The sequence below is a fragment of the Xanthomonas sp. WHRI 8393 genome (assembly GCF_040203315.1).
Lineage (GTDB): Bacteria > Pseudomonadota > Gammaproteobacteria > Xanthomonadales > Xanthomonadaceae > Xanthomonas > Xanthomonas arboricola.
Map to the genome: position 1 here is coordinate 1,157,005 of NZ_JBEGGL010000001.1, position 15,588 is coordinate 1,172,592.

A 15,588-nucleotide genomic window follows, 5' to 3' on the forward strand; every position below is an offset into this window, starting at 1 on the left:
TTTGAGTATATGCCAGTCGGCAGAATTGTTGGGGCCGCTTGGTTTCGATACTGCGCTTGCCCGATGCGGCAACCCCCTCAACCACACGGAGATTTCCCATGCGTCGCACTCTGTTCTCTCTGGTTCTGGCTCTGGCTGCCACCCCGGCGCTGGCTGGCGGCGTGATGCACTACACCGACAAGGCCACGTTGCCGGCCGGCGGCGAAGAACGCGAAGTCGCCGCGCTGTTCGACACCTGGAACGCGGCACTGGCTACCGGCAATCCGGACAAGGTGGCAGACCTGTACGCCCCGGACGGCGTGTTGCTGCCGACGGTCTCCAACGAGGTCCGCGCCTCGCGCGAGCAGATCGAAAAGTACTTCGAGATGTTCCTGACCAAGAAGCCGCAGGGCGTCGTCAACTACCGCACCGTGCGTGTGCTCGATGACGACAGCGCGGTGGATGCGGGTGTCTACACCTTCACGCTGACCGACAAGGACGGCAAGAAAACCGACGTGCAGGCGCGCTACACCTTCGTGTACGAGAAGCGCGACGGCAAGTGGCTGATCATCAATCACCACAGCTCGGCGATGCCGGAAGTGGACACCGCCACCGCCTCGGTGACCAGGAAGTAACGCCGCATTGACCGCAGTGGCTTGAAAGCCGCTACGGCCGGCGCCATCCAGCAGGCAATCCTCACGATTGCGGAGTTGCACCATGCTGGGAATCGGCGCTTTCAAACAACGCATGCCACGTCCGGGCGAGGCCTTGCCCGGACGCGAGCAGGCACTACCGCTCCACAACACCCACCTGATCAACGGCCATCCGTTGCGCGGGGAATTCACCGGCCTGGCCCAGGTGCAGTTCGGGCTCGGCTGCTTCTGGGGTGCAGAACGCAAGTTCTGGAACCTGCCAGGGGTGTACACCACGGCGGTGGGTTACGCCGGCGGCGAGACACCCAACGCCACCTACGGCGAAGTGTGTTCCGGGCAGACCGGCCATACCGAAGCGGTGTTGGTGGTGTACGACGAAGCGTCGGTGTCGTTCGCACAGTTGCTGCGCACGTTCTGGGAAAGCCACGACCCCACCCAGGGCATGCAGCAGGGCAACGATGTCGGCACGCAATACCGCTCGGCGATCTATTGCACGACACAGGCGCAATACGACGCCGCGCTTGCCAGCCGCGATGCGTACCAGCAGCAACTGGACGCCGCCGGGTATGGCGCGATCACCACGGAGATCCGTTTCCCGGCGCCCACGTTCTACTACGCCGAAGACGATCACCAGCAATATCTCGCCAAGCATCCCAATGGCTATTGCGGGCTTGGCGGAACGGGAGTGAGCTGCCCGATCGGGCTGGATGCCTGACGGAAAGGCGGGCCGGATTGAAGCGCTGTCATCCACGTGATCGTGGCGGCGTGCCGATGGCCAACAGTGACCGGCAGCGTTATCACGATCAGGCAGCGCATGGGAGTGCATGCCAGGCAACTTGAATGGCTACGCCGGAGACGGCGTGGCCATCTTTTTTTGCGGCGCGCGTAAGCTGCGCCGCCGCCACCGCGGGTGGCCGAGCGGCGAACCGGCCCGGCGCATCATTGCGGTCAATCCTGACCGCCAATCGGTGCAATGGATCGGTGCGGCGACCCACTGCATCCAGTCAGTGCAGCCAATGCGCCAGGCGTGCCGGAATCCACCGGATCAGACGAACTCGCCGGCGAACATGCCGCGCAGCTGGGCGAGCATGTCGGTGCGTTCCGGATGCAGTAGTCGCATGCAGGCAAGCGCGAAGCCGACCGGGCTGGTGCCGGGTGCGGTGATCACGCCATCGGCGGTCACCACCTTTTCGTGCCGGTATTGCGCAGCACCGGCATACGGCACCACGTGTTCCTGCAGGAAGGCCAGCGCGTTGCTGGTGTGTGCGCGCTGGTCGAGCAGGCCGGCATAGGCCAGGGCGATGGTGGCGCCGCAGATCGCCGCGACCGGGCGCTGGTGCTGCACGCGCTCGACCAGCAGGCCGCTCAGGCCGGGGATTTCGCCGGCCTGCCAACGCTCGCTGCCGGGCAGGATCCAGAGATCGGCATCCAGCGGCGCCAGATCGGAGAGGGCGAAGTCCGGGGTGATGCGCAGCCCGCCGATCGACTGCACCGGCTGACCATCGATGCTGGCGATGGCGATCTGGTCGCCGAACCATTCGCGCGCCGCCGGCAGGACAACGCCAATCTCCCAATCGGCCACGCCGTCGACCATCACCACTGCAATGTTTGCCATTGTCCGCTACGCCAGTTGAGGAACCCGGATTCTAGGCAGTGCGGCTTGCGCGGGTGTAAGCGGCGCGTGGAGAGCGACGCAGATCCGCGCGCCGCTCAGGCCAAGACGCGCGCATGGCAGCTTGGTGGCGGCTGCGCAGCGTCGATGCGTCCACAAGCTCGACGATGCCTGAAAAGTACGGCGGCCCAGGCCGGCAGCAGTTTCCAATGCCAGCATCGCGAGGGCCTTGCCTTACGCGTCGTGGCTGCATTGTGTGCTGCGCAGCCAGACTGCAAAAACCAAAACGCCCACAGCCACCAGGCTGCAGGCGTTGGTACTGCGACCCGCGGTGCTGCAATCAGCCGGCGAGCTTGTCGGTGATGGTCTTGCGCAGTGCCTGCAGATCCTTGGCGAAGGCGTCGATGCCGCTGGCCAGCTTTTCGGTGGCCATCGGGTCGGCTGCCAGATCGGTGGCGAAGCTGTCGCTGTCGATCGGGGTGATCTGCGCGTTGTCGGCCTGCGCAGGCGAGAGCTTGCGCGGCAGTTCGCCGTGTTCGGCGTCGAGCTTTTCCAGCAGCTCCGGCGAGATGGTCAGCCGGTCACAACCGGCCAGGGCTTCGATCTGCGCGGTGGAGCGGAACGAGGCGCCCATCACCACGGTGGACGAGCCGCGCTGCTTGAACTCGTTGTAGACCGTGCGCACGAACACCACGCCCGGGTCTTCGTCGATGCTGGCCGGGGTCTGCCCCTGGGCGACGTAGTAGTCCAGGATCCGGCCGACGAACGGCGAGATCAGGAACACGCCCGCTTCCGCACAGGCCAGCGCCTGCGAGCGGTTGAAGATCAGGGTCAGATTGCAGTCGATGCCTTCGCGCTGCAACTGGCGCGCAGCCTCGATGCCTTCCCAGGTGGCCGCGATCTTGATCAGGATCTTGTCCTTGGACACGCCACGCTCGGCGTACATCGCGATGAACTTGCGCGCCTTGGCGATGGTCGCCTCGGTGTCGTGCGCCAGGTCGGCATCGACCTCGGTGGAGACGCGGCCGGGGACCAGCTCGGCCAGCCTGACGCCGACGCCGATAGTGAGGCGGTCGGCCACTTCGTTGACGGTGCTAGTGCGGTCTTCGCCGCCGTGTTCGCGGCCCCAGGCCAGCTCGCGCTCGATCAGGTCGGCATACACCGGCAGATCCAATGCCTTTTTGACCAGGGTGGGATTGGTGGTGCAGTCGACCGGCTTCAGGCGCTTGATGGCGTCGTAGTCGCCGGTGTCGGCAACGACGACGGACAGGTCACGCAACTGGGCAAGCTTGGAGGGAGCAGTCATGCGGGTTCTCTCGAATCGTGGAACGGGTCGTGGATAGGACGCAGCGCGCTACGGTAGCGCGCCTGGCGTGTGAAGTCAGGCGCCGGCCAGGGCATGTTGATCGTGCACGGCGCTGACACGCAGACGCAGGTCGCGCCCGTCGGGCGTACGCCAGTCGATGCTCTGGCCGACCGACAGGCCGAGCAGCGCAGTGCCGACCGGCGCCAGCACCGAGATGCGGCCGTGCTGCACATCGGCCTCGTGCGGATACACAAGGGTGAGCGTATGTCGTTCGCCATGCAGCTCATCTTCGCAATCGATGCGGGAGTGCATGGTGACGACATCGCCGGGAATCTGGTCGGGCGGCACGACGCGTGCACGGCCCAGTTCGTCACTCAGCGCGGTGGCGGCCGGGTGCTTGTTGAAAGCGGGGGAATCGAGCAGGGCCTCGAGCCGGGCGAGGTCGTGGCTGGAAACCAGGATGGACGGCGGCAAGCCGCTGTGGTGCTGCGAAGTCATGGCAATCTCCTTGACGATGACGGCCCGCCAACATGGCAAGCCTCACTGCCCAGATGAGGGCGCCGCTGCCCGATCGCAATGCATGGCGAGATGGCGCAGTGCACGGCAGGTATCGGGCGAGGCCGGCGCGGCACCGCGAGTGACGGGCCGTGGCCAGCGCATCAGGCAGGCAGCGCTGCAGCGCCCAGGTGCGTGCCATCTGCCATCACCCAGCGACTGACTTGAAGTGCCTCTTGGGAGTCCACCACGTGCCAATGACACCACAACCGCCATGTGCGTCCAGAGACATCGCGTCGTAACCACCCACCAAACAAAAAACGACGCTTGCGCGTCGCTTCTGTCCGAGAACAGGTGAAAAAACATCCCGCCAAGCAACCGCAGCCATGAAACGATCTTGCGAATCCCGAATCCCGAATCCCGAATCCCGAATCCCGAATCCCGATTCCCGATTCCTCAGGCCGCAACCGCCTTAGGCCCAGTCGCCGGCTGGTCCAGCGTAAACAGGCTCTCCGGCAACTCCTTGAACAACTGCGCCAGCTGCTCCAGGAACGCGGTCATGGCTGAGCTGCGGCGCCAGGCCATGGCGATGCGGCGGCTGGGCTGCTTGTCTTCGCGGAAACGGATCAGGCGGATGTTCTCCGAGCGCGCGACCGGTGGTTTGACCGCCAGCAGCGGCAGCAAGGTCACACCGACATTGGCAGCCACCATCTGGCGCAGCGTCTCCAGGCTGGTGGCCTGGAATTCGGATTTTTCCAGCGCGCCGGCAAGATGACAGACATCCAGCGCCTGTTCGCGCAGGCAGTGGCCATCTTCCAGCAGCAAAAGCCGCTGCTCGGACAGATCGTCCAGCGTCATGCTGTCGTGACGCGACAGCGGATGGCCTTCCGGCACGGCCAGCACGAAGGGTTCCTCGAACAGGAATTCGGCATGCAGCTGCTCATCCTGCAATGGCAGTGCAAGCAGCGCCGCATCCAGCCGGCCTTCGCGCAGCTGGTGCACTAGCTGATCGCTTTTTTCCTCGATCAGCAGCAGTTCCAGGCGCGGGAACCGCTCGCGGATCCGCGGCACCACATGCGGCAACAGATACGGCGCCAGGGTGGGAAAGATGCCCAGCCGCACGGTGCCGGCTTCCGGATCCTGGCTGCGCCGCGCGGCTTCCTTCATCTGTTCCACTTCGGCCACGATGCCGCGCGCGCGCATCGCCGCTTCGCGGCCCGCCGGGGTCAGCATCACCTTGCGCGGCGCACGTTCCACCAGCGGCACGCCGAGTTCGTCTTCGAGTTTCTTGATCTGTGTGGACAGCGTCGGTTGACTGACGAAGCAGGCCGTCGCAGCACGGCCGAAATGCTTGTGGTCGGCCAGGGCGACCAGATATTTCAGGTCACGCAGATTCATGTGCAGCAGCCCTCATTGCGGTGACGGGGTACGACTGGAGCTTAGCGCCCGGGCTGGCCGGGCGCTGGCTTGAGTGCGCTTATGCTGCCTGGGCGACGTTGTCGGCGCTGACCGGTGCACTGGAGCGGATCAGGTAATCGAACGCGCTCAACGCAGCCTTGGAACCTTCGCCCATCGCGATCACGATCTGCTTGTACGGCACCGTGGTGGCGTCGCCGGCAGCGAATACGCCCGGAACATTGGTCTGGCCACGGTCGTCGACGATGATCTCGCCGCGTGGCGACAACGCCACCGAGCCCTTGAGGAATTCGGTGTTGGGCAGCAGACCGATCTGCACGAACACGCCTTCCAGATCCACGTGCTGGATGTCGCCGCCGGTGCGATCCTTGTAGACCAGGCCGGTGACCTTCTGGCCATCACCCAGCACTTCGGTGGTCTGCGCGCTGGTGATGATGCGCACGTTGTGCAGGCTGCGCAGCTTGCGTTGCAGCACTTCGTCGGCGCGCAGCTTGTCGTCGAACTCCACCAGCGTGACATGCGCCACGATACCGGCCAGATCGATCGCGGCCTCGACGCCCGAATTGCCGCCGCCGATCACCGCCACGCGCTTGCCCTTGAACAGCGGGCCATCGCAATGCGGGCAATAGGCCACGCCCTTGTTCTTGTACTGGTCTTCGCCCGGCACGTTCATCTGCCTCCAGCGCGCGCCGGTGGACAGGATCACGGTCTTGCTCTTGAGCGAGGCGCCATTGGCGAGCTTGATCTCGATCAGGCCATCGGCACCGGCCGGAATCAGCTGCTCGGCGCGCTGCAGGTTCATGATGTCCACGTCGTACTGGCGCACATGCTGCTCGAGCGCGGCGGCCATCTTCGGGCCTTCGGTTTCCGGCACCGAGATAAAGTTTTCGATCGACATGGTGTCCAGCACCTGACCACCGAAACGCTCGGCGGCCACGCCGGTGCGGATGCCCTTGCGCGCGGCGTAGACGGCCGCTGCCGAGCCGGCCGGGCCGCCACCGACCACCAGCACCTCGAAGGCGTCCTTGGCGGCGATCTTGGCGGCGTCGCGCTTGGCCGCGTTGGTGTCGAGCTTGGCGACGATCTGCTCCAGCGTCATGCGGCCCTGGTCGAACAGCTCGCCATTCAAGTAGACGGTGGGCACCGACATGATCTGGCGGGTTTCGACCTCGTCCTGGAACCACGCGCCGTCGATGGCCACGTGCTTGATGCGCGGGTTGAGCACGGCGGCAAGATTCAGCGCCTGCACCACGTCCGGGCAGTTCTGGCACGACAGCGAGAAATAGGTTTCGAACTGGTAGTCGCCATCCAGGTGCTGCACCTGCTCGATCAGCTCGGCGGCAGCCTTGGACGGGTGGCCGCCCACCTGCAGCAGCGCCAGCACCAGCGAGGTGAACTCGTGGCCCATCGGCAGGCCGGCAAAGCGCAGCGAGATGTCCTGGCCCGGCGTGGTCAGCGCGAACGAGGGCTTGCGCTGGTTGTCATCGCGGTGGATGTCCAGGCTGATCTTGTCCGACAGCAGCACCAGATCCTCGAGCAGGTCGAGCATTTCGCGCGAGCCGGCGCTGTCGTCGATCGAGGCATTGATCTGGATCGGACGGGTAACCCGTTCCAGGTAGGCGGTCAGCTGGGTCTTGAGGTTGGCATCCAACATGGAGAACTCCTGGGAATGGGCAAGGGGAGGGCGTGGCGTCGCTGCGCTGAGGCAGGTCGCCGGGGAGGAAGGGGATGAACCGCAGCCGGCGCGATGTCGGGAATGCGTGCTGGCGATGGCTGGCGGGCAGCCCGGCACCGGCTCCGGTTCACCCCCGGCCCAGTGCTGGGCCGGAGATGCTCCGGCCTCAACCACAGGCCGGAGGTGTCAGTCGGTTTAGATCTTGCCGACCAGGTCCAGCGACGGAGCCAGGGTCTTGGCGCCTTCCTTCCACTTGGCCGGGCAGACCTGGCCCGGGTTGTTGGCGACGAACTGGGCAGCGGTCAGCTTGCGCAGCGTCTCGGTGACGTCGCGGGCGATCGCGTTGTCGTGGATCTCGAGGGTCTTGATGACGCCTTCCGGATTGATGATGAAGGTGCCGCGCAGGGCCAGGCCTTCTTCTTCGATGTGCACGCCGAACGCGCGGGTCAGCTTGTGGGTCGGATCGCCGATCAGCGGGAACTGCGCCTTGCCCACGGCCGGCGAGGTTTCGTGCCACACCTTGTGCGAGAAGTGCGTATCGGTGGTGACGATGTAGACCTCGGCGCCTGCCTTCTGGAACGCGGCATAGTTGTCGGCGGCGTCTTCCACTTCGGTCGGGCAGTTGAAGGTGAAGGCGGCCGGCATGAAGATCAGCACCGACCACTTGCCCTTCAGGCTGGCCTCGGTGACTTCGATGAAGTTGCCGTTGTGGTACGCATTCGCCTTGAACGGCTGGACCTGAGTGTTGATAAGAGACATTGAGTTTCCTCGTGCGATGAAGGGGGCGGGGGATGGAACAGTCACCATGTTAGGCAGGATCGATAGATTTCTCAAATCGATTGATGGAATTGTATAGATAGGCTGGGGCTATCGAGTTTGCAGACGGCGTCTGCCGCTGCAGGGGCCGATTCCATCTCCGATAATGGTCAGCCGATGTTGCGCATAAGTGAATGATCCGTATGAGTGAGGACCCAGCCGGTCTTGCCGCCGAGCAGTTGCTGCGGCGTGCGGTCGAGCGGATCGAGCGCAGTGATGCCGAGCCGCTGTTGCTGCATGCGCTGGGCCGCGACCGCGCCTGGCTGTTCGCGCATGGCCGCGATCCGGTCGAGCCGTCGGTCGCGCAGGCATTCGCGGCATTGGTGCAGCGGCGCCAGGCCGGCGAACCGGTGGCGTACCTGACCGGCACGCGTGGGTTCTGGACGCTGGATCTGGCGGTCTCCACTGCCACGCTGATCCCGCGCGCCGACACCGAGGTGCTGGTCGAGCTGGCACTTGAGCGACTGGACGCCCGGCCGGGCCGCCGCGTTGCCGATCTGGGTACCGGCAGCGGCGCGATCGCGCTGGCCATCGCCAGCGAGCGGCCGCAGGCACAGGTGATCGCCACCGATGCCAGCGCGGCGGCGCTGGCGGTTGCCTGGCGCAATGCCGACAGCCACCGCTTGCGCAATGTCGAATGCCGGCAGGGCAACTGGTTTGCGCCGCTGGCCGGCGAGCGCTTCGACCTGATCGCCAGCAACCCGCCGTATATCGCCGCGCAGGATCCGCATCTGGGCGAAGGCGACCTGCGCTACGAGCCGGCCAGTGCGCTGGCTTCCGGCCCCGATGGCCTGGACGACATCCGCCTGATCGTCGCCGATGCGCCTGCGCATCTGCTGTCGGGCGGCTGGCTGCTGCTCGAACACGGCTGGGACCAGGGCGCGGCGGTGGCCGGGCTGCTGCAGGCGCGTGGCTTCGACGCGGTGGCCACGCATCAGGACCTGGAGCAGCGTGACCGAGTGACGTCGGGGCGCTGGTCGCCCGCTGCGGGCTAGCGCGGCCGGCCACGGAGCGGTCGCCAGGTGGAGGGGGGACGGCGCGCTCGGAGCTGAAACAGGACATGCCGCTTCCGGGCACCGACCGTGCCCGTCCGGCGCTGCGTGCAGGAGCCTGGCTCCGTCGCTCCACGTCCTCGCGCTTCGCCGTGCGCCCGCCCTGGCTCGATCGCATGGGGCGCCCGCGTGTGCAGACCGGGTGCCGATACACTAGCGGTTTCCCGCAGGACCGACGCATGCGCACGCTCTATCCCGAGATCACGCCGTACGACCACGGCACCCTCCAGGTCGACGACCGCCACACGCTGTATTTCGAACAGTGCGGCAATCCGCAGGGCAAGCCGGTGGTGATGCTGCACGGCGGCCCCGGCGGCGGTTGCAACGACAAGATGCGGCGCTTCCATGACCCGGCCAAATACCGCATCGTGCTGTTCGACCAGCGCGGCGCAGGCCGTTCCACCCCGCATGCCGATCTGGTGAACAACACCACCTGGGACCTGGTCGCCGACATCGAGCGCCTGCGCGAACACCTGGGCATCGCGCGCTGGCAGGTGTTCGGTGGCAGCTGGGGCTCGACCCTGGCGCTGGCCTATGCGCAGACCCATCCGCAGCAGGTCACCGAGCTGGTGCTGCGCGGCATCTTCCTGCTGCGCCGTTTCGAGCTGGAATGGTTCTATCAGCAGGGCGCCAGCCGGCTGTTTCCGGATGCCTGGGAGCATTACGTCAACGCGATTCCAGTGGTGGAGCGCGCCGATCTGATCTCCGCCTTCCATCGCCGCCTGACCAGCGACGACGAAGCCACGCGTCTGGCCGCGGCCAAGGCGTGGAGCGTGTGGGAAGGTGCCACCAGCTTCCTGCATGTGGACGCCGACTTCGTCACCGGACACGAGGACGCGCACTTCGCCCTGGCGTTCGCGCGCATCGAGAACCACTACTTCGTCAACGGCGGTTTCTTCGAGGTCGAAGACCAGCTGCTGCGTGACGCGCACCGCATCGCCGACATCCCCGGCGTGATCGTGCAGGGGCGTTACGACGTGGTGTGCCCGATGCAAAGCGCCTGGGACCTGCACAAGGTCTGGCCGAAGGCGCAGCTGCAGGTCAGCCCGGCATCGGGGCATTCGGCCTTCGAGCCGGAAAATGTCGATGCGCTGGTGCGCGCCACCGACGGGTTCGCCTGAGCGCAACCGCGAGCGTGCACGGGAAGCTGCAGCAGCGCTCGCGCGCCAGCGGTAGGAGCGCACCCGGGCGCGACGTAGGGTAACGGGACGGCCTGTCGCGCCCGGGTGCGCTCCTACGAGGCAACCGTCGTCACCGAGGCTGCAGATCAGCGCGGCCGCCGCATGCTTCGTAGGAGTCAGTGCGGCAGCAGTGCCTGCGCCAGCGGCGGCAGGATGCGTGCCAGGCGTTGTGCCCACGCCTGTTGCCCGGCGGCATCGGCAATCAGGTCCTGGCGCAGTTCCAGCTCCACATGCAGCAGTCCGCGGCCTTCGCCGTAGACCGGAATCGCATAGTCGCTGGTGTCGCTGACCGCGTAGGGCTGGTTGTCGCCAACCACCAGATCCGGCTCGTCGCGCAAGGCCTGCAGCAGGCGGTGCGCCAGCCGCGTGTCGCGGTTGTACAGCACGCCGGCATGCCAGGGCCGTGCATTGCCGGCCATGATCGGCGTGAAGCTGTGCATCGACACCAGCACGGTGGGTTGCCCGCGCTGTGCGCGTGCATCCAGTTCCGCCGCAATGCGCGCGTGGTATGGCGCAAAGATCGCATCGATGCGCTGCTGCCGATCGTCGGCCGACAGCTGCAGGTTGCCCGGAATTGAGGTGCCGTCGCTGATCTCGGGCATCAGCGTGGCCGAACCATGCGGGCGATTGCAGTCGATCACCAGGCGCGAATAGGTCTGCGCGATGGCGACCGCATCCAGCGCATCGGCCAGCAGGCGGGTGACCTCGGCAATGCCGATATCCCAGCCGATGTGGCGGTCCAGCTCCTGCTGCGGCAGGCCCAGATTGGCCAGCCGCGCCGGCACGCGCCGACCGGCGTGGTCGGCGATCAGCAGCCATGGCGAGGCGGCCTGCGGGTTGTGCACGCTGAACGGTGCGGGATCGTCGGCACCGAGCAGGCGGGCAGCGGTCGCTTCAGCCACGCGGGGTGCCGTCCAGTGCGTGATCGACCAGATACAGCCCGGCCCACAGCTTGGGATCCATCTGATAGCCCTCGGCCATCTTCTGCACCAGCCAGGCGCCGACCTGCGTGCGCGGGATCTCGTGCACGGTGATGTCTTCGCTGGCATCGCCGCCGCCGGCGCCGACCTTGCGCAGGCCGGTGGCGCGGACGAAGGCGATCTTCTCGCTGCTGGCGCCGGCCGAGGTCGGGCCGATCATCAGCACTTCGGCGTGCTCGGCGGTCCAGCCGGTTTCTTCTTCCAGTTCGCGAATGGCCGACAGCTCGATCGACTCGTCGGCATGCACATCGCCGACCAGACCGGCCGGCATTTCGATGGTGCGGGCCTGCAGCGGCACGCGGAACTGTTCGACGAACAACATCGCATCGTCCGGGGTCACCGCCACGATGATCGCGGCCAGGCCGCCGGCGTGCACGCGTTCGGAATATTCCCAGGTGCCGCGCACGACCATGCGCTGGTACTTGCCTTCGTAGACCACGGTGGGCGGGGTGTCGTGTCGGTTCATGGATGCAGGCCTTGTTCCAGGGAAACGGGAGTGCGCGGTGCCGGCGCGCCGCCGCAGGCGGCCAGCAACCGGCGCCGGGTGAGCGGGCCGAAGCGCAGGCTCTCGCACAAGCCGCCCAGCATGTCGGTATCGGCTGGCGCGCGCGTGAAACCGGCATCGGTCAGCGCCAGCGGCGCGTCAAGTGCGATGGTGGTGAGCTGACGCCACAGCAGCGCGTGTTCGCGTTGCTCGCGCAGGCGCGCGGCCATCTGCGCCGCGCCGCGCAGGCGCAGGAACGGGATCTCGTCGATACGCTCCAGCAAGGCATCCAGGCTGCCGAAATGCGCCAGCAGGACCGCCGCCGATTTGGCGCCGATGCCGGTGACGCCGGGAATGTTGTCGATCGCATCGCCGCACAGCGCCAGGTAGTCGGCGATCTGATGGGCGTGCACGCCGTGGCGCGCCTTGACCCCGTCCATGCCCCAACGCAGGTTGCGCGCGTAATCCCACTGCTCGTCGTGTTCGAGCAGCAGCTGCGACAGATCCTTGTCGGCCGACACGATCACCCCGCGCAGGCCGTGCGCACGCACGCTGTGCAAGGCGCTGCCGATCAGGTCGTCGGCCTCGTAATCGCGGTGCGCCAGCACGCTCAGGCCCAATGCCGCGCACAGCGCCTTGCAATGCGCGAACTGGCGCCGCAACGCATCCGGTGCCGGCGTGCGATTGCCCTTGTAGGCCGGGTAGAGCGCATGCCGAAAACAGCTGTCCAGCGCCTCGTCGAAGGCGATGGTGATGTGCTGCGGATCCTCGCGTTCGAGCAGGTCGAGCAGGAAGCGCGCAAAGCCGTGCACGGCATTGGTCGGCCAGCCTTGCGCATCCTGGAATTCGTCCGGGATCGAATGCCAGGCGCGGAACACGTACAGGCTGGCATCGACCAGATACAGCGGGGTCGGGCGGCTGATCGACGGCGGCGCGCCTGCAAGCATGGGGACGTGCGTGGTCACGGGGTCCAGTCGCGCAGCAGCGCACGCGGGTCCGGGCGCTCGCGCTCTGGCACCTGCAGGCGCGGGGTGCCGATATGGATGAAACCGGCGATGCGCTCGTTCTGCTCCAGGCCCAGATAGCCGGTCACCGCCGGGTCGTAGGCCATCCACGCGGTCAGCCACTGCGCGCCGAAGCCATGCGCCTGCGCAGCCTGCAGCAGCGCAAAACATACGCAGCCGGCGGTGAGCAGCTGTTCCTGCTCGGGCACCTTGTGCCCGGGGCGCAGCGCGGCGATCACCACGACCACCAGCGGCGCATCGTTGAAACGGTTGCGGTCTTTTTCGACCGCGGCGGGCGGCGCCAGCGGGTCGGCGGCCAGGCTGCGCTCGGCCAGGAAATCGCCCAGTGCCTGGCGGGCATCGCCGCTGATGCGCAAGAAACGGAACGGCACCAGCTTGCCGTGGTCGGGCACGCGCACCGCCGAGGTGAGCATGCGCAGCAGGGTGTCTTCATCCGGGCCGGGCTCGCCCAGCTGTTTGGAGGGGACCGAGCGGCGCGCGTCCAGCGCCTGGAGCGAATACGGTGCGTGCATAATTCCGGGTCGAGGCGAGGATGCGGGCAATTATAGACGGGCCCTTCCCAACGCCCGCCGCATCATGGGCGGCGGGCCGATGCCGGCCCGGTCGTGACATCCCTTCCATGTTCGTCCTGTGCGCCGCCCGATGACCCAGTTCGTGTCCACCCCCGTGCTCCCCAGCCGCAATTCGCAGCTGCTCGACCAGGTACGCGAGATTGTGCTGGTGCCGCTGGCCGATGCCTTTGTCCAATTCCAGGACACATTGGCCGAGGCGCTGTTCCAGCTGGCGGCCGATGCCGGCCCGGCCCAGAACGACTTCCTGGAGGCGATCCAGGCGGTGCGGCAGCAGCGCGAGCCGATCACCGCGCGTTTCCGCGGGCATCTGGCCAAGGCCTGGCAGGGGCTGGAATCCGGGCGGCCGTTGTCGGCCGATCGCAGCCTGGGCCGCGGTGCGGCCGGGCTGACCCTGCTGCCCGAGCAGGACCTGGAGGTGCGCCTGGCGGTGCGCAACCTGGCCGGCGCGCTGCAGCACCAGTGGCGCACGGAGCTGATGCGGCTCAATCGCTATCTGGGCTTCATTGCCGGCGGGCTGCGTATCGATGGCGACAGCAATCCGTTCGGGCCGGAGCATCTGGGCGTGGCCCTGTACGAGGCCTTTCAGGGGGTGACGCTGGCGCCCAAGGCGCATCTGGCGGTGATCAAGGTCTGCGAGCAGCACCTGATGGAACGCGTCGGCCAGCGCTACGGCGCGCTGGAACAGGCGCTGGCGCAGGTGGCGCGCTTGCGCGAGTTGCCGCAGCCGCGCAGCCGGCGGCGCGGCATTCCGCGCCAGGACGAAGGCGCCGGCGAGCAGGCCGCCGAGACGCCGGACTGGATCGCACGCTTCTTCGCCGACTGGTCGGGCGGGCAGGGCGCGTTGGCCGGCGTCGAGGCGATCGACGTGCATCTGCGCAGCGGCCGCGAGCTGTTGCCGGCCGGCCTGCACCATTTGCTGCAGCATGCACGCCGCCAACGCGAACCCGATGGCGACACGCCCGCACCTGCCGGGCAGCGCCTGCTGTCGCCGCGCGAGGTGGTGTCGGCGCTGTCGCTGCTGCAGACCATGCCTGCGGCCGGCTTCGATGCCATCGACGGCACCGATTCGGGCCTGGCATGTGGCCTGCGGCAGCAGGTCAGGCGCGCCGCCGCCGCGCTTGGGGTGGATCCGGCCACCACCTGCCTCAACCCCGACGACGAGGACGCGCTGGATCTGGTGGCCTTGTTGTTCGCCGCGATCCTGGTGCAGAGCCATCTGTCGGATGCGCAGCGCAGCCTGCTCGGCCAGTTGCTGGTGCCGATGGCCAAGCTGGCGATGCTGGACGGCCACCTGTTCGTGCGCGACGGCCATCCCGCACGCCGCCTGCTCAACCTGTTGGTCGACGCCTGCGATGGCAATGCCGGCGAAACCGCGGCAGAGCAGGCCTTGCTCGGCCAGGTGCAGGCGGTGATCGACACGGTGGTGCGCGATTTCGACGAGCATCCGGGGCTGTTTCTGACGCTGGAGGCCGAGTTCGGCGCCAGCTACGAACAATATCGGCGCCGGGTGGAAATCGCCGAGCGCCGTGCCAGCGAATTGCAGCGCGCCGAAGAACGCCGCGAAGCCGCACGCAGCATTGCCGCGCAGGCGCTGGCAGAGCGCCTGGCGCGCGGGCCGCTGCCGCCGCTGGTCGAGCACTTCCTCGGCCGCGTCTGGCAGCCGTATGTGCAACAGGTGGCGTTGCGTGGCGACGGCACCGGCCAGGCCTTGGACGCGGCCGTGGCCCTGGGCGATGCGGTGTTGGCGCAACTGGGTGCTGCGCCTGGTGACGCCGCGCTGGAGCCGCAGCGTGCGCAGCTGCTGCAGGCTTTCGCGCTGGCCGGCCTGGCGCAACGCGACGCCGAGCTGGCCCTGCAGGAACTGCAGCGCGCGCTGCTGTCCACGTCATCGGTGCCGGCTGCGGGAGCGCCGGATCCCGCCCTGTTTGCGCCGACCTTGAGCGCGCTGCGCCCCAGCCCCGGTCCGGCCGAGCCGGTCGGCGAGCCGCTGACGCCGATGCTGGATGTCACTGCGCAGGTGGAATTCGATCGTGTCACCGCCGATTTCTTCCGCGGCATGGCGCTCGGCACCTGCCTGGAGTTCGTCGACCGGCATGGCCGCGTGCAGGCCGGCAGGTTGTGCTGGATCAGCCCGATCTCCGGGCGGCTGATGTTCGTCAACCGGCGCGGCGGGCGGCTGTGCGTGTCCTCGCCGGAGGAACTGGCGATGATGGTGTGGCTGGACCGCCTGCGTCTGCATCGCGACGAGGACGCGTTCTACAGCGCGATGCAGGATGTCGTCGATGCGCTGGACCGGCCGCACATGCTGAAGGCTTAACCCCCGCAGGCGGTTAATACGCGCT

15 protein-coding genes are annotated in these 15,588 nt (G+C 67.1%); 5 read left to right on the top strand and 10 right to left on the bottom strand.

What is annotated here, in order from left to right:
* Nucleotides 1-98: 98 nt before the first annotated feature.
* Both ABQ137_RS04915 and msrA read left to right on the top strand, forming a co-directional pair.
* On the top strand, nucleotides 99-614 hold the full coding sequence (locus ABQ137_RS04915; protein WP_024938253.1) for an SgcJ/EcaC family oxidoreductase: 516 nt from the start codon (nucleotides 99-101) through the stop codon (nucleotides 612-614).
* A gap of 82 nt (nucleotides 615-696) precedes the next feature.
* A complete protein-coding gene (gene msrA, locus ABQ137_RS04920) occupies nucleotides 697-1,347 on the top strand; it encodes a peptide-methionine (S)-S-oxide reductase MsrA (protein WP_024938252.1) in 651 nt (216 codons plus the stop codon).
* Nucleotides 1,348-1,677: 330 nt separating this feature from the next.
* Here the strand turns inward: msrA and ABQ137_RS04925 are convergent, their stop codons facing one another.
* From ABQ137_RS04925 to ahpC, 6 genes are all read right to left on the bottom strand, one after another.
* On the bottom strand, nucleotides 1,678-2,247 hold the full coding sequence (locus ABQ137_RS04925) for a type 1 glutamine amidotransferase family protein (protein ID WP_184516279.1): 570 nt from the start codon (nucleotides 2,245-2,247) through the stop codon (nucleotides 1,678-1,680).
* Nucleotides 2,248-2,584: 337 nt separating this feature from the next.
* Nucleotides 2,585-3,550, bottom strand: a complete 966-nt coding sequence (gene tal / locus ABQ137_RS04930; protein WP_039530548.1) for a transaldolase — start codon at nucleotides 3,548-3,550, stop codon at nucleotides 2,585-2,587.
* 75 nt (nucleotides 3,551-3,625) lie between these two features.
* Nucleotides 3,626-4,048 carry a nucleoside diphosphate kinase regulator gene (gene rnk / locus ABQ137_RS04935; protein WP_054591346.1) on the bottom strand — a complete coding sequence of 141 codons (423 nt, stop codon included), beginning with the start codon at nucleotides 4,046-4,048 and terminating at the stop codon, nucleotides 3,626-3,628.
* A 453-nt stretch (nucleotides 4,049-4,501) separates the two neighbouring features.
* The gene (locus ABQ137_RS04940) at nucleotides 4,502-5,443 is read right to left on the bottom strand and encodes a LysR substrate-binding domain-containing protein (protein ID WP_024940621.1); all 942 of its coding nucleotides are present in this window, start codon (nucleotides 5,441-5,443) and stop codon (nucleotides 4,502-4,504) included.
* Nucleotides 5,444-5,522: 79 nt separating this feature from the next.
* Nucleotides 5,523-7,115, bottom strand: coding sequence for an alkyl hydroperoxide reductase subunit F (gene ahpF / locus ABQ137_RS04945; protein WP_039530547.1), 1,593 nt, complete (start codon nucleotides 7,113-7,115; stop codon nucleotides 5,523-5,525).
* Nucleotides 7,116-7,331: 216 nt separating this feature from the next.
* Entirely contained in the window at nucleotides 7,332-7,895 is a 564-nt protein-coding gene (ahpC, locus tag ABQ137_RS04950) for an alkyl hydroperoxide reductase subunit C (protein ID WP_039523700.1), read from the bottom strand.
* A gap of 200 nt (nucleotides 7,896-8,095) precedes the next feature.
* Here ahpC and prmC point away from each other — a divergent pair, with 200 nt between their 5' ends.
* The gene (prmC, locus tag ABQ137_RS04955) at nucleotides 8,096-8,947 is read left to right on the top strand and encodes a peptide chain release factor N(5)-glutamine methyltransferase (RefSeq protein ID WP_184516281.1); all 852 of its coding nucleotides are present in this window, start codon (nucleotides 8,096-8,098) and stop codon (nucleotides 8,945-8,947) included.
* 236 nt (nucleotides 8,948-9,183) lie between these two features.
* Complete coding sequence (pip, locus tag ABQ137_RS04960) at nucleotides 9,184-10,125, top strand: prolyl aminopeptidase (protein ID WP_024940624.1); 942 nt, start codon at nucleotides 9,184-9,186, stop codon at nucleotides 10,123-10,125.
* Between the two features lie 176 nt (nucleotides 10,126-10,301).
* On the opposite strand, the gene ABQ137_RS04965 is transcribed toward pip, so the two are convergent.
* The 4 genes from ABQ137_RS04965 to ABQ137_RS04980 are packed head-to-tail and all read right to left on the bottom strand — an operon-like array spanning nucleotide 10,302 to nucleotide 13,186.
* The gene (locus tag ABQ137_RS04965) at nucleotides 10,302-11,087 is read right to left on the bottom strand and encodes an N-formylglutamate amidohydrolase (RefSeq protein ID WP_184516283.1); all 786 of its coding nucleotides are present in this window, start codon (nucleotides 11,085-11,087) and stop codon (nucleotides 10,302-10,304) included.
* The gene (locus ABQ137_RS04970) at nucleotides 11,080-11,631 is read right to left on the bottom strand and encodes an NUDIX hydrolase (RefSeq protein WP_024940626.1); all 552 of its coding nucleotides are present in this window, start codon (nucleotides 11,629-11,631) and stop codon (nucleotides 11,080-11,082) included. Before ABQ137_RS04970 ends, ABQ137_RS04965 begins: the two co-directional genes overlap by 8 nt.
* Complete coding sequence (locus ABQ137_RS04975) at nucleotides 11,628-12,596, bottom strand: 5'-3' exonuclease (protein WP_179465010.1); 969 nt, start codon at nucleotides 12,594-12,596, stop codon at nucleotides 11,628-11,630. The genes ABQ137_RS04970 and ABQ137_RS04975 overlap by 4 nt, the downstream gene beginning before the upstream one ends.
* A 14-nt stretch (nucleotides 12,597-12,610) precedes the next feature.
* Nucleotides 12,611-13,186, bottom strand: coding sequence for a nitroreductase family protein (locus tag ABQ137_RS04980; RefSeq protein ID WP_184516286.1), 576 nt, complete (start codon nucleotides 13,184-13,186; stop codon nucleotides 12,611-12,613).
* Nucleotides 13,187-13,316: 130 nt separating this feature from the next.
* On the opposite strand from ABQ137_RS04980, the gene ABQ137_RS04985 reads away from it, so the two are divergent.
* Nucleotides 13,317-15,563, top strand: coding sequence for a DUF1631 domain-containing protein (locus tag ABQ137_RS04985; protein ID WP_184551458.1), 2,247 nt, complete (start codon nucleotides 13,317-13,319; stop codon nucleotides 15,561-15,563).
* The last annotated feature ends 25 nt before the right edge of the window (nucleotides 15,564-15,588 follow it).